The sequence below is a fragment of the Flavobacterium chilense genome, assembly GCF_001602525.1.
In the GTDB taxonomy this organism is placed as follows: Bacteria; Bacteroidota; Bacteroidia; order Flavobacteriales; family Flavobacteriaceae; genus Flavobacterium; species Flavobacterium chilense.
Genome location: NZ_LSYT01000002.1, coordinates 43,338 through 69,658, shown reverse-complemented (window position 1 = coordinate 69,658; position 26,321 = coordinate 43,338). Strand labels below are relative to the sequence as shown.

22 protein-coding genes are annotated in these 26,321 nt (G+C 34.5%); 2 read left to right on the top strand and 20 right to left on the bottom strand.

All coding sequences use genetic code 11. The features are described 5' to 3' along the window. Positions 1 to 26: 26 nt before the first annotated feature. The 19 genes from A4F88_RS05360 to aspS form a co-directional block, all read right to left on the bottom strand. On the bottom strand, positions 27 to 2,879 hold the full coding sequence (locus tag A4F88_RS05360; RefSeq protein ID WP_068841534.1) for a pectate lyase family protein: 2,853 nt from the start codon (positions 2,877 to 2,879) through the stop codon (positions 27 to 29). Positions 2,880 to 3,429: 550 nt separating this feature from the next. After that, positions 3,430 to 5,979 (bottom strand): pectate lyase family protein, encoded by a 2,550-nt coding sequence (locus tag A4F88_RS05355; RefSeq protein ID WP_068841533.1) that lies wholly within the window; start codon positions 5,977 to 5,979, stop codon positions 3,430 to 3,432. A 599-nt stretch (positions 5,980 to 6,578) separates the two neighbouring features. Continuing rightward, complete coding sequence (locus A4F88_RS05350; RefSeq protein WP_068841532.1) at positions 6,579 to 7,349, bottom strand: Bax inhibitor-1/YccA family protein; 771 nt, start codon at positions 7,347 to 7,349, stop codon at positions 6,579 to 6,581. Between the two features lie 162 nt (positions 7,350 to 7,511). Continuing rightward, positions 7,512 to 8,903, bottom strand: coding sequence for an NADH-quinone oxidoreductase subunit N (locus A4F88_RS05345; RefSeq protein ID WP_068841531.1), 1,392 nt, complete (start codon positions 8,901 to 8,903; stop codon positions 7,512 to 7,514). Between the two features lie 136 nt (positions 8,904 to 9,039). After that, positions 9,040 to 10,479 (bottom strand): complex I subunit 4 family protein, encoded by a 1,440-nt coding sequence (locus A4F88_RS05340; protein WP_068841530.1) that lies wholly within the window; start codon positions 10,477 to 10,479, stop codon positions 9,040 to 9,042. A gap of 10 nt (positions 10,480 to 10,489) precedes the next feature. Further along, positions 10,490 to 12,373: an NADH-quinone oxidoreductase subunit L gene (nuoL, locus tag A4F88_RS05335; protein ID WP_068841529.1), complete on the bottom strand. Its 1,884-nt coding sequence runs from the start codon at positions 12,371 to 12,373 to the stop codon at positions 10,490 to 10,492. Positions 12,374 to 12,380: 7 nt separating this feature from the next. Continuing rightward, positions 12,381 to 12,701: an NADH-quinone oxidoreductase subunit NuoK gene (nuoK, locus tag A4F88_RS05330; protein ID WP_012023318.1), complete on the bottom strand. Its 321-nt coding sequence runs from the start codon at positions 12,699 to 12,701 to the stop codon at positions 12,381 to 12,383. Next, positions 12,701 to 13,240 (bottom strand): NADH-quinone oxidoreductase subunit J family protein, encoded by a 540-nt coding sequence (locus A4F88_RS05325; RefSeq protein ID WP_068841528.1) that lies wholly within the window; start codon positions 13,238 to 13,240, stop codon positions 12,701 to 12,703. Before A4F88_RS05325 ends, nuoK begins: the two co-directional genes overlap by 1 nt. Next, positions 13,240 to 13,785: a NuoI/complex I 23 kDa subunit family protein gene (locus A4F88_RS05320; protein ID WP_068841527.1), complete on the bottom strand. Its 546-nt coding sequence runs from the start codon at positions 13,783 to 13,785 to the stop codon at positions 13,240 to 13,242. Before A4F88_RS05320 ends, A4F88_RS05325 begins: the two co-directional genes overlap by 1 nt. 158 nt (positions 13,786 to 13,943) lie before the next feature. Next, complete coding sequence (nuoH, locus tag A4F88_RS05315; protein ID WP_068841526.1) at positions 13,944 to 14,996, bottom strand: NADH-quinone oxidoreductase subunit NuoH; 1,053 nt, start codon at positions 14,994 to 14,996, stop codon at positions 13,944 to 13,946. Between the two features lie 3 nt (positions 14,997 to 14,999). Next, a complete protein-coding gene (locus tag A4F88_RS05310; RefSeq protein ID WP_068841525.1) occupies positions 15,000 to 16,031 on the bottom strand; it encodes an NADH-quinone oxidoreductase subunit G in 1,032 nt (343 codons plus the stop codon). Between the two features lie 89 nt (positions 16,032 to 16,120). Then, the gene (gene nuoF / locus A4F88_RS05305) at positions 16,121 to 17,491 is read right to left on the bottom strand and encodes an NADH-quinone oxidoreductase subunit NuoF (protein WP_068841524.1); all 1,371 of its coding nucleotides are present in this window, start codon (positions 17,489 to 17,491) and stop codon (positions 16,121 to 16,123) included. 1 nt (position 17,492) lies between these two features. Next, entirely contained in the window at positions 17,493 to 18,023 is a 531-nt protein-coding gene (locus A4F88_RS05300) for a complex I 24 kDa subunit family protein (protein ID WP_068841523.1), read from the bottom strand. A 42-nt stretch (positions 18,024 to 18,065) separates the two neighbouring features. Continuing rightward, complete coding sequence (locus A4F88_RS05295; RefSeq protein ID WP_068841522.1) at positions 18,066 to 19,304, bottom strand: NADH-quinone oxidoreductase subunit D; 1,239 nt, start codon at positions 19,302 to 19,304, stop codon at positions 18,066 to 18,068. Positions 19,305 to 19,322: 18 nt separating this feature from the next. Beyond that, the gene (locus A4F88_RS05290) at positions 19,323 to 19,844 is read right to left on the bottom strand and encodes an NADH-quinone oxidoreductase subunit C (protein WP_068841521.1); all 522 of its coding nucleotides are present in this window, start codon (positions 19,842 to 19,844) and stop codon (positions 19,323 to 19,325) included. Between the two features lies 1 nt (position 19,845). Then, a complete protein-coding gene (locus tag A4F88_RS05285; protein ID WP_057121621.1) occupies positions 19,846 to 20,394 on the bottom strand; it encodes an NADH-quinone oxidoreductase subunit B in 549 nt (182 codons plus the stop codon). Between the two features lie 148 nt (positions 20,395 to 20,542). Further along, positions 20,543 to 20,908, bottom strand: a complete 366-nt coding sequence (locus tag A4F88_RS05280; RefSeq protein WP_068841520.1) for an NADH-quinone oxidoreductase subunit A — start codon at positions 20,906 to 20,908, stop codon at positions 20,543 to 20,545. Positions 20,909 to 21,149: 241 nt separating this feature from the next. Then, the gene (locus tag A4F88_RS05275) at positions 21,150 to 21,344 is read right to left on the bottom strand and encodes a cold-shock protein (RefSeq protein ID WP_007137066.1); all 195 of its coding nucleotides are present in this window, start codon (positions 21,342 to 21,344) and stop codon (positions 21,150 to 21,152) included. A 309-nt stretch (positions 21,345 to 21,653) separates the two neighbouring features. Then, entirely contained in the window at positions 21,654 to 23,405 is a 1,752-nt protein-coding gene (gene aspS, locus A4F88_RS05270) for an aspartate--tRNA ligase (protein WP_068841519.1), read from the bottom strand. 187 nt (positions 23,406 to 23,592) lie between these two features. Between aspS and A4F88_RS05265 the strand changes: the two genes are divergently transcribed. Further along, complete coding sequence (locus A4F88_RS05265; RefSeq protein WP_068841518.1) at positions 23,593 to 24,588, top strand: TlpA family protein disulfide reductase; 996 nt, start codon at positions 23,593 to 23,595, stop codon at positions 24,586 to 24,588. 210 nt (positions 24,589 to 24,798) lie between these two features. Beyond that, a complete protein-coding gene (locus tag A4F88_RS05260; protein WP_068841517.1) occupies positions 24,799 to 25,146 on the top strand; it encodes a toxin-antitoxin system YwqK family antitoxin in 348 nt (115 codons plus the stop codon). Between the two features lie 45 nt (positions 25,147 to 25,191). Here A4F88_RS05260 and A4F88_RS05255 read toward each other — a convergent pair whose 3' ends face one another. Next, positions 25,192 to 26,304 (bottom strand): PepSY-associated TM helix domain-containing protein, encoded by a 1,113-nt coding sequence (locus A4F88_RS05255; RefSeq protein ID WP_068841516.1) that lies wholly within the window; start codon positions 26,302 to 26,304, stop codon positions 25,192 to 25,194. Positions 26,305 to 26,321 lie beyond the last annotated feature (17 nt).

Here is a 26,321-nt window from a genome sequence, read left to right as displayed (position 1 = left end):
GGAAGCCTTTAGTTTTAAGATTAGATTTATTTTTTTAGAATAGTTTGATTAAACGAACCTTCGGTAGTATATACTTTTACTAAGTAAGTTCCGGGAGCCAGTTGATTAAAATCAATACTTTCTGTGTCCTTTCCGGCACTTTTAACCAATATGCCAGACAAATTGTAAACCAAAACCTGTTTAATATTTTGACTTGAATTTGATAAGTATAAGGTATTGCTAACAGGATTTGGGTATAGAATTATTTTAGCTGTTTCAGTTACTTCCGGTGCCTCACTTATTTGTGCGGTTTGAGCCATTTTTGAAGTACCGCCACTGTATTTTGTACTTATATAAAATAAATTACCAACTGATCCTTTAGTTATAGTGTGAGAACCTGAAGCTATTGAAGCTGTAACGATTCCGGCAGAAGCGGTGTACGAAACATTGTCTACTTTAATCGTTCCGGTAAAATTAGAATCGAAAACTAAAGTCAATGTTGAAGCACTTGCTGTTGTGTAAGTAATCGAAGTACTTGATTCGATTTTCAAACGCTCTGTTAATGTTAATCCAGCATACGTTACAGATCCGGGTGTAGAATTCATGTTTCCTGAAATGCTATAAAAAGTACTTGTTTTTCCGGAAGTAGTAAAATTATGTATCTGATCTGTACCTGGATTGCTTGGCGTTACAGTTATCGTTCCTGATCCTGTAGCAACTGTTCCTGTTCCGGTTGTAGCGATAGAGTAAGAGACTGTGGCAGTTGGAGTTCCTGTAATAGTGATAGTTTTTGCAGTTGTGTTTTTTACAAAACTAATTCCGGAAGCCGGTAATCCTGTTACTGTAGCATCTGTTGCACTGCCGCCCCATGTAAAAACGATAGAACTAATAGCGGTTCCACTGGTTACCGTTTGATTGTTATTGGACGTAGAACTTAATGTTTGATTGCCGGCAGTTGTAACTGTAATCGTTCCTGAACCTGTGGCTGTTGTTCCTGTTCCAATTGTAGTAATAGAATAAGATAGTGTAGCAGTTGGAGTTCCTGTAATGGTAATGGTTTTTGCAGTTGTATTTTTTACAAAACTAATTCCGGAAGCTGGTAATCCTGTTACTGTAGCATCTGTTGCACTGCCGCCCCAGGTAAAAACTATTGAACTTATTGCTGTTCCGCTTGCTACCGTCTGATTATTGTTGCTTGTAGATGTAAGTGTTTGTGTACTTGCCGGCGGATTTCCTTCGCCTTGTACAGCAACCAGTGAGCCCGTATAATTGGTAAGTGCAGATTTTAATGCTGTAATAACAATAGACGATGCATCGTCTACACTATTATTAAAAGTCCATTTTAAATCTCCACCGGAAACACGTCCTGCATATTGCATTACTTTTGTTTTTGCAGTTGCCGGCTGATCTACAACTAAGTTTTTTACATACAATGCTGCGTTTGTGTCAAAGTTGTTATAGATGTTTGCGCCTGATTTAGACTTAACACTACTGCTCACGGTTTCTCCTCGTGTTGTCGCTACATAAGCATCAAAATCAGTAGTGGAGCTGATTTTACCTGAAATGTTATACAGAGGATTTGGGTCATTATAGGCTACAAAACGCATATTGTTTGTTGCATTTGAAGCATCAAAAGTATTATTAAAAGCTTTAATTGATCCGCCTGCTTCACCGGAGAAAGTTCCCATAGTTCCGGCATTGTTTACCTGATTGGCTTCATCCCAAATATCAGTTCCCTGTAAAGAAGTCATCATTGGGTGCTTACTATTACGGAAATAATTTCCTTCAACAAAAAGCGATGACCCCATTGTTGATCCTGCACCATATTTTGCTACACCATCATAATAATTGTTGTAAATGTGTGCTGAGTAATAACGAACCCGGGGATGACGCGAATCCGAATGATCAAACCAGTTGTGATGATAGGTGACATACAAACCGGTTGTAGTGCCTTCGCTTAATCCTAATAAACTTGCTTTTCCGTTATCCCAAAAGTGATTATAAGACATAGTGATGTAGGTAGAAGATTTGTTATCCAAAGCTCCGTCACCTTTGATCTGATCAGCATCACTGCCAGCATTTCCATAAAATAAATCACAGTTATGTACCCAGATATGATCGTTATCCTGTTGCATTCCAACATTGTCACCGGCAGTACTGTCGCAATTCATAAAACCGAGATTACTAACTTCAATATTCGAAGCCGATTTAAGTCGTACACCCCAGCCATTAGCAACTGCATCATTTCCTATACCTTCTATGGTCACGTAACTTGATGCATTATTGGCATTTTCAATTACAACATCTCCGCCTTCCATTACTGTCATATCTGTAATATTTCCGATTAGACGGATAATAAACGGACGTGTATCTTTTCCTTTTTTGATGGCATATAAGATATTTTGTAAACCAACACACGGATTAGCACTGGCACCTGTAATGTCCATTGAGATTGTATTTTTAGTATTTTGGGTAATGTAAAGAATAACAGCGCCGGTTTTTGGAGTTCCATCTGCATTATAGCCTCCTGGAACGCGACCTCCGTCAAAAGCAAATCCATTGCGATCCTGGGCCGTAACAGTTAAGTTACTTGTAGTAGATCCCGTTCCTTCAGCTCCTGAAATAACAGGTTTTACTTTAACGGTATAAGTTCCTGCTTTTAATCCCGGAATATCAGCGCGAAAATAAGAGCCATAACTACGGATAAGCTGATCGTCTATTTTTTTATCGACTAAACCATTACCCGTATAATAAACATTGTAGGTTTGAGCATTGCTTAAAGGCTGCCATTTTACAAAAGCCGACTCTAACCAGCCTGAAGATTCTGTAATTTGAATTTGTTGTGACCAAATCTGAATGCTGACAAGCAGGAAGCTCAGAAGAAGTAGGTTTTTTTTCATAATTGTGGTTTTTTAGTTAATAAAATTTTTGTGGTTATTTAGGGTATCGAAATTACCTGGTTAATTGTAATCGATTGCACAAAAATATATAATATTTTGAAATTTATTGATTTTTTGTGAAATAAATTAAATTAACTATAAAAAATTATATATAAAATTATGTATTATGTAATAAATTGCATCAAATGTAATTTATTACATAATGTAAGAAAAACGCATCAGGTCTTGTTTTTGTTATGTTTTGATGATGAAGAAATTTAAAAACGAAGGTAGATAATCTTGATTTTGGACCATTAAAATTTTTTTTAACAGCATTCTTTTTAAAGTAGGAAAAAAGTTATTTTTTAAAACTATATGACAATAAGTTTTTATTAAATAATTATTTTTAGACAAATATTTGCGGTCAATTTGAGAATGGATTAGGTGTAAATTTTATGATGTTGAATATTGATTCTGCTTTTGTTGCGACATGTAAGAAGATAGTATAGTTATAAATGAAAAAAAGGCTTCCAATTTGGAAGCCTTTGTAAAATGTATTATCGGAGTTGAATTATTTTTTGATAATCTTTTTGGTTATGATGCCTTGGTCTGTTGTTGCTTTTACTATATAACTGCCAGAAGCCAGATGACTCAGGTCAATTGATTCAGCATCTTTTTCGGCTGTTTTTACTAATGTTCCAAGAAGATTGTAAATTTCAATTTTTTGAATATTATCAGCGGAAATATACATTTGATTCGAAACAGGATTTGGGTAAATAATCATTTTATTCGGTTCAAAGTTTTGGTCTAGTCCTAGCGTACCGCTATAAGCTGTTTTTATGTAGAATAAATTTGCTGTATCTTTTTTAGCAATGGTATGATTTCCTGCAGGAAGATTTACAGTAATTATTCCTGCTGTAGCGGTATAATTGGTTCCGTCTATTTTTGCAGTTCCGGCAGCTTCAACCAGTACAAGAGTGAGTGTACTTGGCAGAGTGGTGGTGTAAGTTATCATAGTTGCTGTTTCTAGTTTTAAACATTGTGTTAATGTTAGACTATTGTATGTAACAGTTCCTTTGTTAGTAGCCAGATTACCGGTAATGGTATAGAAAGTACTGCTTGACCCAGAAAGTGTAAAATTATGGATCTGATCTCCTGGAGGAGGAGTTGCTGTACCTTCTAATGTAATTGTTCCCGTTGAGGTAACTGGAGATCCGCTTGAACCGCTTGTGGCTATCGAATACGATACACTGGCAGTTGGAGTTCCGGAAATTGTAATTGTTTTATCTGTGGCGTTTTTTACAAAACTTATTCCAAATGCTGGTAATCCGGTCACTGTAACATCGGTAGCGCTGCCTCCCCAGGTAAAAATCATAGGTTCAATTGCGGTGCTTGCGCTTACGGTTTGGTTATTGTCAGTGTCCGTGGTTAGAGTTTGACTGCTTACTACTGCTGGTGTTTCTCCTTGAACAGCTACTAAGGTTGAAGTGTAGTTTGTAAGTGCTGCTTTTAAGGGTAAATTTACAGCAGAAGAGGTGTCATCAACAGCATTATTAAAAGTCCATTTTAAGTCACCTCCTGAAACGCGACCAGCATATTGTGTCACTTTAATCTTTGCATCAGCAGGTGATTCTACTACAAGATTTTTGACATACAAAGAAGCATTTGTATCAAAGTTGTTATACACATTTGCTCCTGAAAATGATTTTACAGTAGCCGGAACCAAATCTCCGCGATTTGCAACCACATAGGCATCAAAATCAGTAGTAGAATTAATTTTTCCGGAAATATTGTATAGAGGATTAGTGTCGCCATAAGCTACAAAACGCATAGTATTAGTGGCAATATCTGCATCAAAAATATTGTTGAATGCTTTTATAGATCCGCCTGTTTCGCTTGAGAAAGTTCCGTTGCCGGGAATATTTTTTTGAGTTGTTTCATCCCAAACATCAGTTCCCTGCAAAGAAACCATCATAGGGCGTTTACTGTTGCGGTAATAATTGCTTTCTATAAATAAGGATGAACCCATAGTGGCTCCTGAGCCATATTTTGAATTACCATCAAAGTAATTATTGTAAATATGAGCAGAGTAAAAACGAACACGTGGATGACGTGAGTCTGAATGATCAAACCAGTTGTGATGATAGGTTAGATACAAGCCAGTTGTCGTGTTTTCACTTAAGCCTAATAAGCTTGATTTTCCGCTATCCCAAAAGTGATTGTATGAAAAAGTAACATAAGTAGAGCCTTTATTGTCCATTGCTCCGTCGCCTTTTATCTGATCAGCATCAGAGCCGGCATTGCCATAAAATAAATCGCAATTGTGAACCCAAACGTGGTCGTTTTTGTCTTGTAAGCCCACATTGTCACCAGCAGTACTGTCGCAATTCATAAAACCCAGATTGCTTACTTCGATGTTTGATGCTGATTTAAGTCTTATACCCATTCCGTTTACAACAGCATCATTACCAACACCTTCTATGGTAAGATAACTATTAGCGTTATTTGCATTTTCAATTGTAATATCGCCGCCTTCCATTACAGTCATATCTGTAATATTTCCGATTAATCGAATAATGAACGGGCGTGTATCTTTTCCTTTTTTTATTCCATAAAGGATATTTTGTAAGCCAATACATGGATTTGCACTGGCTCCTGTGATATTCATTGAGATCGTATTTTTTGTGTTTTGAGTAATGTAAAGTATAACAGCATTGTCTTTTGGGGTTCCGTCTGCCTTGTAACCTCCCGGTACACGTCCGCCATCAAAAGCAAAACCATTTCGATCTTGTGAGAGTACTGTTAAGCTTGAAGTTGTTGATCCTGTTCCTTCTACACCAGCAGTTACTGGTTTAACTGTAATCGTATAATTTCCGGCTGCAATTCCCGGTACATCAGCACGGAAATAAGAGCCATAACTGCGTATGAGTTCATTGTCAATTTTCTTGTTTGTCTGACCTCCTCCTGTATAATATACATTATAACTGTCAGCACCGGAAAGTGGTGTCCATTTTACAAAAGCTGACTCTAGCCAGCCTGAAGATTCGGTAAAAGTTATCTGCTGTGCTGCTATCTGTATAGAAGCAAATAGCAAAATGAGATAAAGTAGTTTTTTTTTCATGGTTAGTGGTTTTTTAAGGTTGTTTAGTTTGTGGTTTTTTGTGATCTAAATTCCTAAACTGAAAAGTGTTGAAATTGTAATCGATTACACAAAAATATATATAATTTTTGAATTATGATTATTTTAGAAATAAAAAACACATAATATAAAAAAAAGTTATTTTAATTATTGAATATGTAATAAATTGCACAAAATGTAATTTATTACATATTGATAAAAATAAGGGGTTGGCAGGTTTTTTGAAATGTTTTTCTTGTATTTTTAATAACTATTTTAACAAGCTGAGTAAACAGATAATTTTACTTTAGAAAACACTTTATTTCATTTATTTGAAAGAAAAGTATTCTAAGTTGCTCGTTTTGTGCTATCAGGCAATGTGTTTTTTATCCCTGAATAGTTCTTTTATTCAGGAATTTTAAAAGGATTTAGAAAAGAAAATTTCTTTAAATAAAAGAAGAAAGGGCTAGAATTATAAGAAATATTTATGAGCTGTAAAATCGTCTTTTTAATAAGAATAGAAGAAGATATAATTATATAAACGATATAAAAAAAGCCTTTTTGAATTTCAAAAAGGCTTAACTTATATAAGGTGATAAAAACTATTTTTTGGATAATTTAAGTAAAAGTCGAAGGAATTCAATATACAACCATACTAACGTTATCATTAATCCCATAGCACCGTACCATTCCATGAATTTTGGCATTTTTTGCTGAGCCCCTTTTTCGATAAGATCAAAGTCTAAAAATAAGTTCAAAGCAGCAACGATAATTACAAAAACACTAATTCCGATACTCATCATTGAATTTCCGTAATGAACAGGAGTAAAGCTGGTAAACATCGAGAATAACCACGAAATTAAATAATAGGTTGCAATTGCTAAAGTCGCAGCTACAACAACTGATTTAAATTGCTCTGTAACTTTAACGATTTTAAATTTATATAATCCTAGGCAAACTAAAAAAGTTACCAGAGTTGCTCCAACGGCATTAATTACAATACCAGGATACATTGCTTCAAAAATTGCTGATATTCCACCAATAAACAATCCTTCAAATAATGCATAACCTGGTGCAAGATAAGGGGAGTATTGTGGTTTGAAAGCCGAAATTATAACTAAAATTAATCCAACAATAGCACCACCCATTGCTGGTAACATCACATTCATCTGGTTAAATGCCATCCACCATGTTATCATTGCAGATCCGCATAAAATTAAAAACAAAATAGCTGTTTTATTAATAGTGCCTGACACAGTCATTTCCTGATTGTAATCAATAATTTGTGCCTGATGTACTTGTTCAGTTTTTGAAACAGCATTTGATGAAAAACGCTTGTTGCTTAAAAATGGGTTGTTTGAATTGAAGGCCATAGTTTTAATACATTTAATTGAACCCAAATATATGGAGTTTTTTTGAAGTCTAATGATTTGAGTTAAATTTTTAACATGATTTTTTGGGCTATAAAAGCGGGTATAAATAAAAAGTCCATCAAAAAAAATCTTGATGGACTAGTATATAATTTGAGTAAATTTTTACTTCAATAAATCTAAAACTAATGAAGGAAATAAACCTAAAGCAATATTTAAAGCAATCGAAATAACAGCAACTGCATAAATAAGGAATGGTTTTCCTGTACGTTTTTCATTAGGTTCTTTAGAGTACATTGCTAAAATAAGTTTGAAATAGTATCCAACACTTATAATGGAGTTAATTACTGCTACGATAACTAAAGCAATATATCCTGCCTGAATGGTTTGATTGAACAAGAATAATTTTGCAAAGAATCCTGAGAAAATAGGAATACCGGCCATAGACAATAATGAACCAGTCAAAATTGCAGCCAACAACGGATTTGTTTTTCCTAAACCGTGAAAATTAGTAATGTCTTCGTTGTCCTGATTTTTGCATACATATAAAATAACACTAAAAGCCGCAATTCCCGCTAAAGCATAAGCAGATGTATAATACAATAAAGTACCTGCAGATGTTGCGATAGATAAGAAGGTCATTAACATAAAACCTGCATGTGAGATTCCGGAAAATGCTAACATACGTTTTACATTTACCTGGCGTAATGCCATTATGTTTCCAACTGTCATAGAAGCAATTGAAATGATAACAATAATATTTTCGAATGTTCCTAAAAGATCCTGATTTTCTAAAGACGGGATTAAATTTAATCCGGCAACTAATTTATAAAGTGTTGCAATTGCTATCACTTTTGCCAAAGTACTCATCAAGGCAGTAGTTAAAGCTGGCGAACCCTCGTAAACATCAGGTGCCCAGAAGTGAAATGGTACAGCTGCAACTTTAAACAGCATTCCGATAGTCATTAAGATCATTCCGATTGGAAACCAGATTGGCAATTCGGCAGACAAAGAGCTTTCGTGAATTTCTGTAATATCAAAAGTTCCCATAGCTCCGTAGATCAAACAAATTCCGAATAAGATAATTCCTGAGGCAAAAGATCCCATTAGGAAATATTTCATACCCGCTTCATTGCTTTTTATATTCAAGCGGTCGCTTGCTGCAAGCACGTATAATGCAATTGATAAAATCTCAATTCCAAGGAAAAACATAGCTAAGTTTCCAAAAGAAACCATAGCAACTCCTCCTGCTAATAAAAATACTTTTATGGCAATAAAATCAGAGATTTTAGTTGGATGATTCTCGTAAAAATTATGACTTAAAGCTACCAGGAAGATCGTCAGTATGATAAATAATGATGAAAAAGCAGTTGAGAATTTATCTACTGCAATCATATTATTGTAATAACTTGCTGTTAATCCAAATTCGTAAAAGTTAAGTGCTAAAACGCCCAATAAACCAACAATGGTAAACGGAACGATGCCCTTTCTAAAATTTAGAATTTCAAACAATAGGCAAAAAATACCCAATCCTGTTATAGCTATTAATGTATTCATTTTTGTTTTTTTGATTTAGGAAATCTAAAACGCCCTAATTTATTTTATTTAAAATATATTTTTATTTTTTAATACTTAACTTTTTAAGTTTCGGAAAAATCTGAAATCAAAAATCGTTAATCATTATTCTAAAATCTTAATTTTTATTGATAACGTTTAAAATCGTTTCTAAACTTGGAGTAATCAAATCTGTAATTGGTTTTGGATAAAAACCAAAGAATATCAAAACTCCAATAATTGCTACCATAGAAATTCCTTCATTCATAGTAACGTCTGCAAATATTTTTGAATTGGTTTCGCCCAACATTACGTTTTGAAACATTTTCAGCATATAGTAAGCTCCTAAAATAATAGTTGTTCCGCCTAAAACAGCAAACCAAATATTAATTTGAGAAAGGCTATACAATACAGTAAATTCTCCAACAAAATTAAAAGTAGTTGGCAAAGCAACAGAAGCTAAAACCAAAATTAAAAACATAGAAGTAAATTTTGGAGATTGTGTACGGATTCCGCCTAATTCTGCAATTTCTCTGGTTTCAAATCTTCTGTAGATAATTTCTGCAGCATAAAATAATCCAACAACCACAAAACCATGCGCGATCATTTGTAAAACTGCTCCTCGGAAACCATCAATAGTTAAAGTATAAGTTCCGGCAGCAATTAATCCAACGTGAGCAAGAGATGAATACGCCAGTAATTTTTTCAGATCTTTTTGTCTTAATGCAACGATAGAACCATAGATAACTCCGGCAATTCCTAAAGCAATAAAAATATTCATGTATTCTTTTGCAGCAAGAGGTGCAATTGGCAATTGCCAACGAATAACACTGTATAATCCCATTTTAAGCATGATACCGGACAAAAGCATTGTTCCAACAGTTGGTGCTTTTTGGTATACATTTGCCTGCCATGTGTGGAAAGGAATAATTGGAATTTTAATCGCGTAAGCTAAGAAGAATGCTAAGAAAATCCAAAGTTGCTCACAAGCAGATAAGTTTACTTTGTACAAATCTTCAATTAAGAAACTACCTGCTTTTTGGTATAAATAAATAAAAGCAGTCAACATGAATAAAGATCCGGCAAGTGTGTAAATAAAGAATTTAACTACTGCTTTTCTTCTTTCTTCAGCATCTCCATTACCCCAGATAAGAGCAATAAAATAAATAGGGATAAGAGCTAATTCCCAGAAAATATAATATAAAAGACCATCTGCAGCAAGGAAAGTCCCTGTCATTGCAAACGCCATAAATAAAATCAGAGCATAAAAAGCTTTTGAGTTTTTATATTCATTTCCAAAAGAAGAGAATATAATAATTGGAGTCAAAGCTGTAGTCAATAAAAGCATTGCAAGTGCCAATCCATCAGCATTTAGAGCAAATGAAATTTTAGGTTGTGTGATCCACGCATTGATAAGGCTGATATTCTCACCAGCATTAAAATGGTTTAACAATACAACCGAACAACCTAAGGCTGCCAAACTAAAGAACAAAGCTACTTTTGAAGCGAGTTTGTCACCAGCAAAATAGGTGATAAAGGCACCAACTAAAAGAATAATTAATATAAGAGAAACGTTCATAGTTATAAAATTATTGAGCTAAAAATATATAAGAAACAATGGCACAAAGACCTAAAACGAAAACGAAAAGATATAATCCGATACTTCCGGTTTGAAGTTTTTTACCCTGAAAAGCTAATTCATTTGCAATTTTTCCTAATCCAAAAACAAGTGCTGATAAGCCAGTTTCAATATAGTCTCTAAAGAATCTTGATAATCCGTTTACAGAACGAACAAAAATGGCATCATAAGCTTCGTCAACATAATATTTGTTGTATAATACTTTTGTTAAACCTGTAATATTTTCGTCTGTTTCAGGAACATTATCCTGTTTGAAATATTTGATGTAAGCAATTAAAATTCCTAATAATCCACCTAAAACAGCAACACCCATTAAAGTATATTCTGTTGCGCCCAAATGGTGTTCTTCGCCAGCTACTTTTGTGAAAAGAGGAGCTAAATATCCATTTAACCAGCTGTTTCCGGGTAAACTAATCAATCCTCCAAAAGTTGCTAAAACAGCTAAAATCATTAAAGGGAAAGTAATTAAACCGTCACTTTCATGTAAATGATGCTTTTGCTCTTCAGTTCCTCTAAAATCTTTAAAGAAAGTTAAGAACATTAATCTAAACATATAGAAAGCAGTCATAATTGAAGCAACAGATCCAACAACATATAATGGAATGCTGTGGTGGAAAGCAGTCAGTAAAATTTCATCTTTTGAGAAGAAACCTGAGAAAAACGGAACTCCTGAAATAGCCAATGAAGAAATCAACATGGTCCAGAAAGTAATTGGCATTGCTTTACGCAATCCGCCCATTTTACGCATATCCTGTTCACCGTGTAATCCGTGAATTACAGAACCAGATCCTAAGAATAAACAAGCTTTAAAGAAAGCGTGAGTAATTACATGAAATACAGCTACTTCGTAAGCTCCAAAACCTAATGCTAAAAACATTAAACCCAATTGAGAAACGGTAGAGTAAGCTAATACTTTTTTAATGTCTGTTTGTACTAAACCAATTGTAGCAGCAACCAAAGAAGTTATAGCTCCAATAACAGCAATTACGGTTTGAACGTCTGGTGCTAAATCAAATACAAAATTTAATCTTGTTACCATAAAAATACCGGCTGTAACCATTGTTGCAGCGTGAATCAATGCCGAAACCGGAGTTGGTCCAGCCATCGCATCAGGTAACCAGGTATATAACGGAATTTGTGCAGATTTACCACAAGCTCCAATAAACAAACATAATGCTGCTAATGAAAGCAACGGAATATTTAAGTTAGCAGCTCCGGCAATTGCCGTTTTTAAAGTTGTATAATCTAAAGTTGAGAACATTGAACCAATGATGAACATACCAATTAAAAGACCTAAATCTCCAATTCTGTTCATGATGAAAGCCTTTTTTGCAGCATCGTTATAATCCTGGTTTTTATGCCAGAATCCGATTAGTAAATAAGAGCAAAGTCCAACACCTTCCCAACCGATAAATAATACTAATAAGTTGCTTCCAATTACAAGCGTAATCATAAAGAATACGAACAGATTTAAATACGCAAAAAACTTGTGCATATTTTCATCGTCATGCATGTAACTGATAGAGTATAAGTGAATCAAAGATCCAATTCCGGTCACGAAAAGCAACCAAAGAACAGATAGCTGATCTAATAAAAATCCAAGATTGATTTTTAGATTACTAATTTGAATCCAGTCAAATAAAGTAACTTCAATTCCTTTTCCGGTTGAAGTTATTTGATTAAAAAGAACAAGAGTAACTATAAAAGAAACAGCCACGGCAGCAGTTCCGATAATTCCGGAAACTGTTTTTCCTAAGCTTTTCCCAAAGAAAACATTTATTAAAAATCCTAAAAAAGGAGCTAAAACTAAAACTAAAGCTAAATTGGTATCCATTTCTATTTTATCCTTTTAAATTTTTTAAATTATCGATACTAATTGAGCCAATGTTTCTGAAAATAGAAACCAGAATAGCTAATCCTACCGCAACTTCAGCAGCAGCAACCGCCATCGAAAAGAATACAAAAACTTGTCCTTGTGCGTCCTGATGATAAGTTGAAAAAGCCACAAATAAAAGGTTAACTGCATTTAGCATGATCTCGATAGACATAAAAACGATAATTGAATTTCGTCTGTACAATACACCAAAAACACCAATACAAAAAAGTACAACACTTAAAAAGATGTAATTTTCAATACCTATTTGATTTAATATATTACCCATTATTTATTTAATTTTTCTTTTTTAGACAATAATACAGTTCCAATCATCGCAACCAAAAGTAAAATCGAAGCAAATTCAAATGGTACCATATATTCGTTCAACAATATTTTACCCAATACTTTAATAGATTGGAAATCTTCTCCAGTCGAATCGTATTCGCCCATAATTGGTTTCGAATTGATGAATATTGCAATCAAAACAATAACAATAAGACAAAAAGAAACGATCGCCCCTAAACGTGTAATTCTTGGTCTGTGAACTTCTCGCTGCTCGTTTAAGTTCATTAACATAATCGTAAACAGGAACAAAATCATAATCGCTCCGGAGTAGACTATTATATGTACAATGGCTAAAAATTGTGAGTTTAATAATAAATAATGTCCGGCAATTGAGAAGAAACAAATCACCAGGTAAATAGCAGAATGAATAGGGTTTCTGCTAAAAATAGTTAAAAAAGCAGTTATTACCGTGATAAACGCTAAGAAACAAAATATAATTTGTACAGTTGTTGCGTGTGCAAAATCAGGAATATGTATCATTAGTTAGCGTTATTTAATTGTGAGTTTTTAATAGCCATTTCTAAAGGCATCACTAATTTGTCTTTCCCAAAGATGAAATCTTCTCTTTCGTAACTTGCAGGAACCAAAACCTTAGAAGTTGTTAAATAAATAGCATCTTTTGGACAAGCCTCTTCACATAAACCACAGAAAATACAACGAAGCATGTTTATTTCATAAATCGAAGCATATTTTTCTTCTCTGTATAAATGTTTCTCATCTGGCTTACGTTCAGCAGCTTTCATTGTGATTGCTTCTGCAGGACATGATAAAGCACATAATCCGCATGCTGTACAATTTTCACGACCCTGCTCATCACGTTTCAACATATGCTGACCACGATAAACCGGACTCATCTCACGAACCTGTTCCGGATAATGAATCGTAATTTTTTTTCTAAAAAGGTGCTTAAGTGTAATAGCAAGACCTTTTACAATCGCCACAAGATACAATCGTTCCAAAAAAGTCATCTCTTTGTTAGAGACCACTTTTTTTCTACCCGATAATGATATAGTTTCTATTGACATTTTTTAATCTATGATTTATGATTTACAATTTGAGATCAATCAAATTCAAAATCTATTTTGTTTTTATTTAAAGCTAATCCTGCTATCCGCTTTATCTTTTATGGTGAACCCCACCATAAAAGGATGCCGCTTCTATCAGGGCTAGGACATTACGGTTCTTAGAATCCTAAAGCTGCTGCGATATCGTGTCTTAAAATAACAGCGCCCGTAATCATAATATTAATAATCGAAAGCGGAATCAAAATTCTCCAGCCTAAGTTCATTAATTGGTCATATCTAAATCTTGGAATTGTCCAACGTACCCACATGTAAAAGAATATGAAGAAACATATTTTTACAAATAATACTGCAATTCCTAAAAGATTAGCTGTGTTTACTCCAACATTTTCTACCATCCATTGCATTCCAGGATAGTTATAACCTCCAAAGAATAATACAGAAATAATAGTAGCAGAGATAAACATACTTGCATATTCAGCAAATAAATAGAATCCCATTTTCATGGATGAATATTCTGTATGGTAACCTCCAATTAATTCGTTTTCACATTCTGCTAAGTCAAAAGGAGTTCTGTTTGTTTCTGCAAACGAACAAATTAAGAAGATTAAAAATGATACTGGCTGATAGAAAACATTCCAGTTCATTCCTTGTTGCTGTAAAGAGATTTCTTTTAAACTCATTGTTCCGGTCATCATCAATAATGCGATCATTGATAATCCCATTGCAATCTCATAAGAAACCATTTGAGATGCTGCACGAACAGCTCCCATTAAGGAGAATTTATTGTTAGAAGCCCATCCACCAATCATGATACCGTAAACTCCAACAGAAAGAACTCCAAAAATGTATAATAAAGCAATATTTACATCAGTTGCCTGAAGGATTACATCTCTTCCAAAAACATGAAGTCTGTCTCCCCATGGAATTACAGCGCTTGTCATTAGGGCTGTACTCATTGCAATCGCAGGACCTACAATAAATAAAAATCTATTTGGCGTGTTTGGAAAAAACTCTTCTTTAGAGAATAATTTCATACCATCGGCAAGCGGTTGTAATAAACCTCCCCAACCTGCACGGTTTGGTCCAACACGATCCTGAAGAAAAGCAGCAACTTTACGTTCTGCCCACGTAGAATACATCGCCATAATCATGGTTACCGCAAAAACGACAACAATAACAACACTTTTTTCTATAATAAATGCACTTTCCATTTCTTAAGAATTTTTATCATTAGCAGTTAATGGAATTGCCGCCATACTAATTTTTTTACGGTCAATATCTCTACCTAAAAGAATATTCTTTTCAGTATCGATTTCAACTTTCTCTAATTTTTGAGTGTAATTGTTTTGGTTGATCACAGAATCTTTTTCAAATTCTCTTGGTCCTTCGATAACCCAGTCCTTAACATCTTTGTGATCAAAACGACAGCTGTTGCAAATAAAATCTTCTACTTCATGGTACTCATCTTTACGACCAGTCACACGTTGAATTTCTCCACCAAACATCCAAACCGTAGTTTTACCACAACATCCAGGAGTTGTACATTCTCTGTGTGCGTTAAAAGGTTTGTTAAACCAAACTCTTGATTTAAAACGGAAAGTTTTATCGGTTAAAGCTCCAACCGGACAAACATCAATCATGTTTCCGGAGAACTCATTGTCGATCGCTTTAGAAATTCCTGTCGAAATATTAGCGTGGTCACCACGGTCTAATACACCGTGAACTCTGTTGTCTGTCAATTGATCTGCAACTTGTACACATCTTTGGCATAAAATACAACGGTTCATATGCAGTTGAATATTTGGACCAATATTTTCTGGTTCAAATGTTCTTTTCTCTTCAATATAACGTGATTTTGGATTTCCGTGCTCAAAACTTAAATTCTGAAGATCACATTCACCAGCCTGATCACAAATAGGACAGTCTAATGGGTGGTTAATTAATAAAAATTCTGTTACAGATTTACGCGCTTCGGTAACTCTGGCAGAAGATTTACTGTTTACTTCCATTCCGTCCATACATCCTGTTACGCAAGATGCCATTAATTTTGGCATTGGTCTTGGGTCAGCCTCACTACCTTTAGAAACTTCAACTAAACAACAACGGCATTTTCCACCGCTGCCTTTTAATTTTGAGTAATAGCACATGGCTGGCGGAACCAAATCTCCACCAATCATACGTGCAGCCTGCAGGATTGTTGTTCCTGGCTCTACGTCTATACTTTGACCGTCTATGGTTACTTTCATTTCTTTATGTCTTAATGTCTAAAGTCTAAAGTCTAAAGTCAATCTACATAACTTTTAAACTTTTCAACTTTCGACTTTTTAACTTTTGACTATATTATTACTTTACCGCCTACTAAATGCTTTACTTGCGAAAAAGGTTCAGCAACAAAGTGATCTCTATTTTTGATTTTTTCAGGGAAACGAACGTGATATTCAAATTCATCTCTAAAGTGACGAATCGCTGCTGCTACTGGCCAGGAAGCGGCGTCACCAAGCGGACAAATTGTGTTTCCTTCAATTTTACTCTGAATACTCCAAAGTAATTCGATATCTTCTTCACGGCCTTGACCGTTTTCAATTCTCCATAAGATTTTTTCTAACCATCCTGTTCCTTCACGGCAAGGCGTACATTGACCGCAAGATTCGTGGTGGTAAAAACGTGCAAAGTTCCAGGTGTTTCTTACAACACAAGCGGTATCATTGTAAACAATAAATCCTCCGGAACCTAACATAGATCCGGTAGCAAAACCACCGTCACTTAAAGATTCGTAAGTCATTAATCTGTCTTCACCGTTTGCTGTTTTGAAAATCAATTCAGCTGGTAAAATTGGCACAGAAGAACCTCCAGGTACAAATGCTTTCAAAGGTCTGCTTGAAGACATTCCTCCTAAATATTCATCAGAATTCATGAATTCGTCTACACTTAAACCTAATTCAATTTCGTAAACCCCAGGGTTTTTGATATGTCCAGAAGCAGAAATTAATTTAGTTCCAGTTGAACGTCCAATTCCAATTTTAGCATAATCGTCACCAGAATTGTTTACAATCCATGGCACCGTTGCAATAGTTTCAACATTGTTTACTACTGTTGGATTTGCCCAAAGCCCTGAAACCGCTGGGAATGGTGGCTTAATACGAGGATTTCCTCTTTTACCTTCCAAAGACTCAATAAGTGCAGTTTCTTCTCCACAGATATAAGCTCCGGCTCCACAGTGAACATGAAGTTCAAGATCGTAACCTGAACCTAATATATTTTTTCCTAACCAGCCTGCAGCTTTAGCTTCGGCGATTGCTCTTTCTAAAATTTTGAAAACCCACATATATTCTCCACGAATGTAGATATACGAAAGGTTAGCACCTAAAGCGTAACTAGAAGTGATCATTCCCTCGATCAATAAATGAGGAATAAATTCCATCAAATAACGATCTTTGAAAGTTCCTGGTTCTGATTCGTCAGCGTTACAAACTAAATGTCTTGGTTTTCCTGATTTTTTGTCAATAAAGCTCCATTTCATTCCGGCAGGGAAACCTGCACCACCACGACCACGAAGACCTGATTTTTTTACTTCTTCAGTAACTTCATCCGGTGTTAGTGTTTTTAAAGCTTTTTCTACAGAAGCATAACCGCCATTTTGACGATAAACTTCGTAGGTTTTAATTCCAGGAATATTGATTTTATCTAATAATATTTTTTGTGACATCTTATTTATCGTGTAATATTATTTTATCATCTCTACAATCAGCAATGATCTGATCGATTTTTTCTTCTGTCAGTTTCTCTTTGTAGAAATCGCCTAACTGCATCATCGGAGCGTATCCGCAAGCACCTAAACATTCAACTCCGGCAATGGTGAACATTCCGTCTGGAGTGGTTTCGCCCATTTTAATGCCTAATTTTTCAGAAGTATAATCCATTAAATCTTCTGCACCACGTAAACAACAACAAGAAGTCTGGCAAAACTCAAACATGTATTTTCCAATTGGTTTTTGGTTGAACATGGTGTAAAAAGTAACTACTTCATAAACCTCAATTGGTTTGATCTGAAGAATTTCAGCAACTTTATCTTGTAGTTCAGTACTAAGCCAGTTGTTGTGTGCATCCTGAACTTCGTGCAAAACAGGCAGTAAAGCCGATTTTTGTTTGCCTTCAGGATAATGACTGATTAATTCATTGATACGGGCGATCAATGCGTCAGTCATATTTATTTCTTGTTTGTAATGTTTTCTTTCCATTTTATTCTTGTTTTGCCACAAAGGCGCAAAGGCACAATTTTTTTAGGCGTCTAATTCTCCTGCAATTACATTTAAACTTGATAAAATAACAATTGCATCAGAAAGCAACGATCCTTTAATCATTTCCGGATATGCTTGGTAATAGATAAAGCAAGGTCTTCTGAAATGTAATCTATATGGAGTTCTGCTTCCGTCGGTAACTAAATAAAAACCGATCTCACCGTTTCCACCTTCAACAGGATGGTAAATTTCGGCAACGGGAACAGGAACTTCTCCCATTACGATTTTAAAGTGATAGATTAATGATTCCATCGAATTGTATACATCTTCTTTTGGAGGAAGGTAATAATCAGGAACCTCTGCATGATATTCGTTTCCAGCCGGCATTTTTTCTAATGCCTGACGAATAATGCTTAAACTTTCCCAAACTTCAGCATTACGTACACAGAAACGATCGTAAGTATCACCTGATTTTCCAACAGGAACAATAAAATCGAAATCTTCGTAAGAGGAATAAGGCTGAGCCACACGAACATCGTAGTCAACTCCGGCAGCACGTAAGTTTGGACCTGTAAATCCGTAAGCCATTGCTTTTTCTGCAGAGATTGCACCTACGTTTACAGTTCTGTCAAGGAAAATTCTGTTTCTTTCGAATAAGTTTTCGAATTCTTTCCAGGCAACTGGAAATTCTTCAAGGAAAGTGTCTAGTTTTTTGAAAGCTTCCGGAGACCAGTCTCTCTCAAAACCACCAATCCTTCCCATATTTGTAGTCAAACGAGCTCCACAAATTTCTTCGTAGATTTCGTAGATTTTTTCTCTAAATTGAAAAACGTATAAGAAACCAGTATACGCACCAGTATCAACACCAAGAATTGAGTTACAGATTAAGTGATCTGTAATACGAGCAAGCTCCATTACAATAACTCTTAAATATTGTGCTCTTTTTGGAACTTCAACGCCTAATAGTTTTTCTAATGTCATCCACCATCCCATATTATTAATAGGAGAGGAGCAATAGTTCATACGGTCTGTAAGAGGAGTGATTTGGTAAAACGGACGATTTTCGGCGATTTTTTCAAAAGCTCTGTGAATGTAACCAATGGTTGGTTCAGCTTCTAAAATTCTTTCACCATCCATTAACAGGATATTTTGAAAAATACCGTGAGTCGCAGGGTGAGTAGGACCTAAATTCAATACCGAAAGTTCGCTTCCGTCTTCGTTTAGTTTCTCCTTAATTATTTTAGCATAACGATGCTCTGGTGGTAATAATAGTTCTGACATTTTATAATGTTGAATTATTTAGCTATTTGATACTGTTCTTCCGAAGAATCTGTCGTCTTTATCAGTTCTTCCGCTGTCTTCCATTGGGAATTCTTTTCTCATTGGAAAAGAGACCATTTCGTCCATATTCAAAATACGTTTCAATTGCGGGTGACCAATAAAATTGATTCCGAAGAAATCGTATGTTTCTCTTTCCATCCAGTTTGAACTTAAGAAAATATTTGAAATAGATTTAATTTCCGGTTTTTCACCATTAAGGTAAACTTTTATTCTCAAACGTTTGTTTTCGTACCAGTTATGTAAATGATATACAACAGCAAACTGACGTTCTGAATCGTTATCCGGATAATGAATTCCGCATAAATCTGTTAAAAAGTGAAAACGTAAATCAGAATCGTTTTTAAGGAATAGAATCAACGCTGTAATTTTATCAGCTGATGCTTCAAGAGAGAAAATATCTCTTTCCTGCTGAAAGTTAAAAACATCGTTGTTGAATGTTTCTGTAAGTTTATCTTGGATCAGGGTGTTTTCTAAAGCCATCTTATGAAATGTTATAGGAAGCTAATAATTCTTGGTATTCCGGAGAGCTTCTGCGTCTCACAGATTCGCTTTTTACCAATTCTTGTAATCTCATTACTCCGTCAACAATTTGTTCAGGTCTTGGAGGGCATCCGGGAACATAAACATCAACCGGGATTACTTTGTCAATTCCTTGTAAAACTGAGTAAGTGTCGAAAACACCTCCTGAAGAAGCACATGCTCCTACAGCAATTACCCAGCGAGGTTCAGACATTTGTTCGTAAACTTGTCTTAAAATTGGAGCCATTTTTTTTGAAATCGTTCCCATTACTAACAACATATCTGCCTGACGAGGAGAGAAACTCACACGCTCAGATCCAAATCGTGCCAAATCATAATGTGAAGCCATTGTTGCCATAAACTCAATTCCGCAACAAGATGTTGCAAAAGGTAAAGGCCAAAGAGAATTCGCGCGTGCCAAACCAACAACATCATTTAGTTTTGTAGCGAAGAAACCTTCTCCTACAACTCCTTCCGGTGGCGCAACCATATTTACATTTGAATCGCTCATTTTTATTTTAGATTGTAGATCTCTGATTTTAGATTTAATTCTGAAATCGAAATCAATATTTTAAAAATCAATATTGTGTTTTGAGAAATTATTTTTCAAATCTTAAATTCTAAATCAAACAATCTAAAATCTGAAATCTAAAATTTCTTTATTCCCAGTCTAAAGCTCTCTTTTTGATGATGTAGAAAAAACCAACTAAAAGCAATGACATAAAAACAATCATTTTTAGCATTCCTTCAACACCAAGATCTTTAAAGTTTACTGCCCAAGGATAAAGGAAAATAACCTCTACATCAAACAATACAAATAAGATCGCAACAAGAAAATATTTTACAGAAAAAGGAATACGGGCATTACCAACAGATTCGATACCACACTCGAAGTTTTTATCTTTTACTTCAGAGGTTCTTTTTGGGCCTAATTTTCCGGAAATAATGATTGTTCCTACCACAAAACCAACAGCCAGAATGAACTGCATTAAAATAGGAATGTAACTGTATTGATCAGATTGCATAAACTTAGGATTTTTACTTAAAGAATAAGCCACAAAGATAACTTTCAACTATGTAAATCACAAACTAAAGGAGGATATAAGTAGGGTATGAAACCGCGTTTATGTGTAATTTTTATTGATTATAAATAAGATTTGAAAATTTTAATATTTTTTTAAGAAATGGGCAAAAAAAAACGTTTCGAAATTAATCGAAACGTTTTAAACCATTCAGAGGCAAAAAAAATAAATTGCTATATTTTTCTTAGATTACTGCTACTTTAGCAGCAACTTTCCCTTTTCTTCCTTCTTCTTCTTCATAGCTTACACGGTCACCTTCGCGTAATTCTTCCGCGTTAATTCCTGAAGCGTGAACGAAGATGTCCTTTCCTGTTTCTTCGTCTGTAATGAATCCATAACCTTTAGATTCATTGAAAAATTTTACTGTACCTGTACGCATTGTAATTGTAATAATAATTTATAATAAAGCAAATGTAATATATAAATTCATACAAAAGACATGAACCTGTTAATTTTTTGTAAAAATTATTGATTTACAGTGTTTTTACGTCGTTTATTGCATCAAATTTTATATGAAATACCATAATTTGAGAATCATTAATTGTAAGAATATAAAAACGATAAAAATGTAGGAATTTGATAATTTGAAAAATATAAAATTTGGATTTGTTCATATCATCTTCTGAAATAAAAAAAGCAGCTGAAATTTCAGCTGCCTTATCTTTATTCTAATTGTTATTCCTGAGAATTAAATAGCATCAATTTTAATATGCAATTCTTTTAACTGAGCCTCGTCTATTGCAGCAGGTGCATCGATCATGACATCACGTCCTGAATTGTTTTTTGGGAAAGCAATAAAGTCTCTAATAGTTTCCTGACCACCTAAAATGGCAACTAATCTGTCTAATCCAAAAGCTAATCCACCATGAGGCGGTGCTCCAAATTGGAAAGCATCCATTAAGAATCCAAATTGTGCTTTTGCTTCTTCTTCAGTAAAGCCCAGGTATTTAAACATTAACTGCTGTGTTGCCTTGTCGTGAATACGAATCGATCCTCCACCAATTTCATTTCCGTTTAAAACCATATCGTATGCGTTTGCACGAACTTTTCCCGGTTCTGTTTCTAACAAAGCCATATCTTCTGGTTTTGGAGATGTAAACGGATGGTGCATTGCGTGATAACGACCACTTTCTTCATCTAATTCTAATAATGGAAAATCTACAACCCATAATGGGGCAAATTCTTCAGGATTACGTAATCCTAAACGAGTAGCCAATTCCATACGAAGTGCCGAGAGCTGAGCGCGTGTTTTATTAGCCGGACCAGAAAGTACAAAAATCATATCTCCCGGGTTTGCTTCAGTAGCTTTTGCCCAGTTTGTTAAATCATCCTGATCGTAGAATTTATCTACAGATGATTTGTAGGTTCCGTCTTCATTACATTTTACATAAACCATTCCAGACGCTCCAACTTGCGGACGCTTAACCCAGTCAATTAATCCGTCGATTTCTTTACGGGTATAATTTCCTGCTCCCGGAACTGCAATTCCAACAACTAATTCTGCTGCATTAAAAACAGGGAATTCTTTGTGTTGCGCAAATTCGTTCAATTCGCCAAATTTCATCCCGAAACGGATGTCCGGTTTGTCATTTCCGTATGTCTTCATGGCGTAGTCGTAGGTGATTCTTGGGAATTTCTCTACTTCTATACCTTTAATTTCTTTTAATAAATGTCTTGTCAATCCTTCAAAAACATTCAAAATGTCTTCTTGTTCTACAAATGCCATTTCGCAGTCAATTTGTGTAAACTCAGGCTGACGGTCTGCACGTAAATCTTCGTCACGGAAGCATTTCACGATTTGGAAATATTTATCCATTCCACCTACCATCAAAAGTTGTTTGAAAGTTTGTGGAGATTGTGGCAATGCATAAAACTGTCCTTCGTTCATACGGCTTGGTACAACGAAATCTCTCGCTCCTTCGGGAGTCGATTTGATTAAGTAAGGCGTTTCAACTTCGCAGAAATCTAAATCAGATAGATATTTACGAACTTCCATCGCTACTTTATGACGGAACAATAAGCTGTTTTTTACCGGATTTCTACGAATATCCAAATAACGATATTTCATTCGAATATCTTCACCACCATCAGTTTCATCTTCAATTGTAAATGGAGGTGTTAATGCCGAATTAAGAATAGTTAATTCAGAAACTAAAATTTCGATATCACCAGTCGGGATGTTTTTGTTTTTGGCTTCACGCTCAATAACAGTTCCTTTTACCTGAATTACGAATTCACGACCAAGGGTTTTGGCTAATTCAAAAACGGTTTTATTAGTACGACTTTCGTCGAAAATAAGTTGTGTGATTCCATAACGGTCGCGTAAATCGACCCAATTCATAAATCCTTTATCGCGTGATTTTTGAACCCAGCCCGCAAGTGTTACTTCGGTATTAATATTTGAAGCGTTTAATTCGCCGCAATTATGACTTCTATACATGATCTCAATTTTAGACTGCAAAAATAAACACAAAATTCAAATTACAGCATTTTAAATCTAACTTTAAACAGGAATAAACCAGTAAAGTGATAAGCAATGACCTATAAAAATGAAATATTTTGTTAATTCTGAAATTTCATGGCCGTAATTTTTTAGATTTGAGTCAGTAAAATAAACTTTAATACTTATGAAAAAACTTTTTGTTACAGGTTTATTGGTTTTCAGCACACTAACTATCATTGGTCAAACTAAGAATCAAATAAAATTTACAGCCAAAATCGCCAATAGAAACAGTGATACTTTGGTTATTAGAGGTAAGGATAATTTTAAACAGGTTATTCCAATTAATAAAAAAGAAATTTTTGTTGCTTCTTTTGATGCTCCAAAAGGATTTTATGTGTTTTCTGATGGTACAGAATCTTCTAATTTATATTTAAAACCAAATTCTGAAGTGAATCTGACAATGAACGCTAAAGAATTTGATGAAACCATTGTGTACAAAGGTAAAGGTGTAGACGAAAGCAATTTTCTGGCACAACAAGCTTTAAAAGATGAACAATTTCAAAAAGAAGCTTTTGCCAAAGAAGCAACTGAGTTTGCTACGGTTTTAGAAGCTAAGAAAAAATCGGATATTGAAAATGTTGAAAAAGGCAATTTTGATCCTGAATTTAAAACGGCTTTAAAACGTAATTTCGAAAGTTTTAATCAATATGCTGTTCAGGAATATGAAAGAGCTGCAAAAGCAAATAAATTAAACGGAAAACCTTCTCCGGATTTTGAATATGATAATCACAAAGGCGGAAAAACAAAACTTTCTGATTTAAAAGGTAAATATGTTTATATCGATCTTTGGGCAACATGGTGTGCGCCATGCAGAGCCGAAATTCCGTATTTGCAAAAGATAGAAGAGAAGTATCACGGAAAAAACATTGAGTTCGTTAGTATTTCAATTGATAAATTGAAGGATAACGAAAAATGGAAAAAGTTCGTAACGGATAAAAACCTGGGCGGAGTACAATTGTTTGCTGATAAAGATTGGGAATCTGAGTTTGTAACCAGTTATGGTGTAACAGGAATTCCGAGATTTATTATCGTAGATCCAAAAGGAAATGTTTTAAGTGCTGATGCAGAGCGACCTTCGTCTCCAGAGCTTCAAACGAAGTTAGATTCATTATTGAAGTAATTTATTGATCAAATTTACAACGTTATCGTAAAAATAGCTTTTTTATAAAAAGTCAGTAAAACCAAGGCATGAGCTTTGGTTTTTTTGTTTTAAAGGAATTTTCAATGTTAAGTTTTTATTCAATGTTACCAAATTGTTAAGTAAAAGTTTTTTTAATGTAAACAATTAGGTATATTTGATAAAGATTTGATAACATTAAATACCTAAGATATGAAAAAGTGTGTAATTTTAGTTGCAATATTGTTCTCTGGAATTTTAGTTGCACAAGAAGTAAATCCTCAATTAGAAGCTGTTGGAAACAAAGTAAAAGCTACCTATTATTATGAAAATGGCAGAGTACAACAAGAAGGCTTTTTTAAGGATGGTAAATTAGATGGTGTTTGGGTATCGTATGACGAAAAAGGAAATAAAGTAGCAGTAGGCGAATACACAAACGGATTGAAAACTGGAAAATGGATGTTTTTTAACGAAAAAAGCCTTTGTGAAGTTGCTTATGATAACAGTAAAATCAGTTCAGTTAAGAATTTACAAAGAAATGCTTTAGCTAATAGAAATTAATAAGATTTCGAATAATTTATAAACCGCCTTTAACTGGCGGTTTTTTTATGCCTTGATTTTTTTAGTTTTCTTTCTTCTGCCATACCAGATTGTAAAACCAGTTACGGGTAAAGCAGCCGCAATTAAACTAATTACAAATGCAATAATTTTGCCCGGTAAATCTAGAATTTGCCCTGTGTGAATTCCATAATTCATTTCGACAACCTGTAAACCTAAACTCTTTTTATCAAAAGGCTGACTCTGAATCAAATTTCCATTCTCGGGATGAAAGTAATAATTACTCTGATGATCGTATCTTAAAGTATGCGGATAAGCTCCGGTATTGATGATGTCGCCTTTTTGTTGTGGAAATGTTACAAAAAACATTTCGGCTTTTGGCTGTAGTTTTATGGTTTGAATAAAAGCGCGGTCTACAGCATTAGTTTTATTCTTGTCAAATGTAGTCGTATCAATTACCGGTGCTTTTGTTTCTAAGGTCTTATTACCTCCAAAATTGAAAATTTTATAAATCCCGTCTCCAACCCATTCGTAGGTAAAGGTTAAACCTGTAATTGCAATAATGACAGCAATAATTGTAATGTAAAATCCGGATGTATTGTGCCAGTCGTAATTTACACGGCGCCATTTTGCAGACCATTTAACAGTAAAACTTCGTTTGATATCGCTTTTGCGTTTGGGCCACCACTGAATAATTCCCGAAATCAATAATAAAATAAAAATGATAGTAGCTCCGCCCACAATATGTTTACCAATATAATCCGGAAGCAGTAAATACAAATGAATGTATTCGACAATAATAAAAAAATCAGTTTCGGGATTTTCAGTCTTTAAATATTTTCCAGTGTATGGATTAAAGTAGAGATAAAGATTTCCAGCATCAGAAAAGGTATAAACTATTGCAGATCGGTTTTTTCCGTAATACGAAACCATCGACAATTTATTTTTTGGAGCAATTTTCCTGGCTTTTTCCTGTAAAACTGATGGAGTTAAAAAAGGTTTGTTTTGTGGTTCAACAAATCGCCATTCTTTGCGGGTAATGTCTTTTATTTCATCATGAAAACAAAAGATACATCCGGTAACGCTTACGATAAAAACAATAAGCCCGGAAATTAATCCGAGCCATTTATGTAAAAATCGTATTTGTGTTTTAAAGCCCATTTTCTGAATCAAACCGT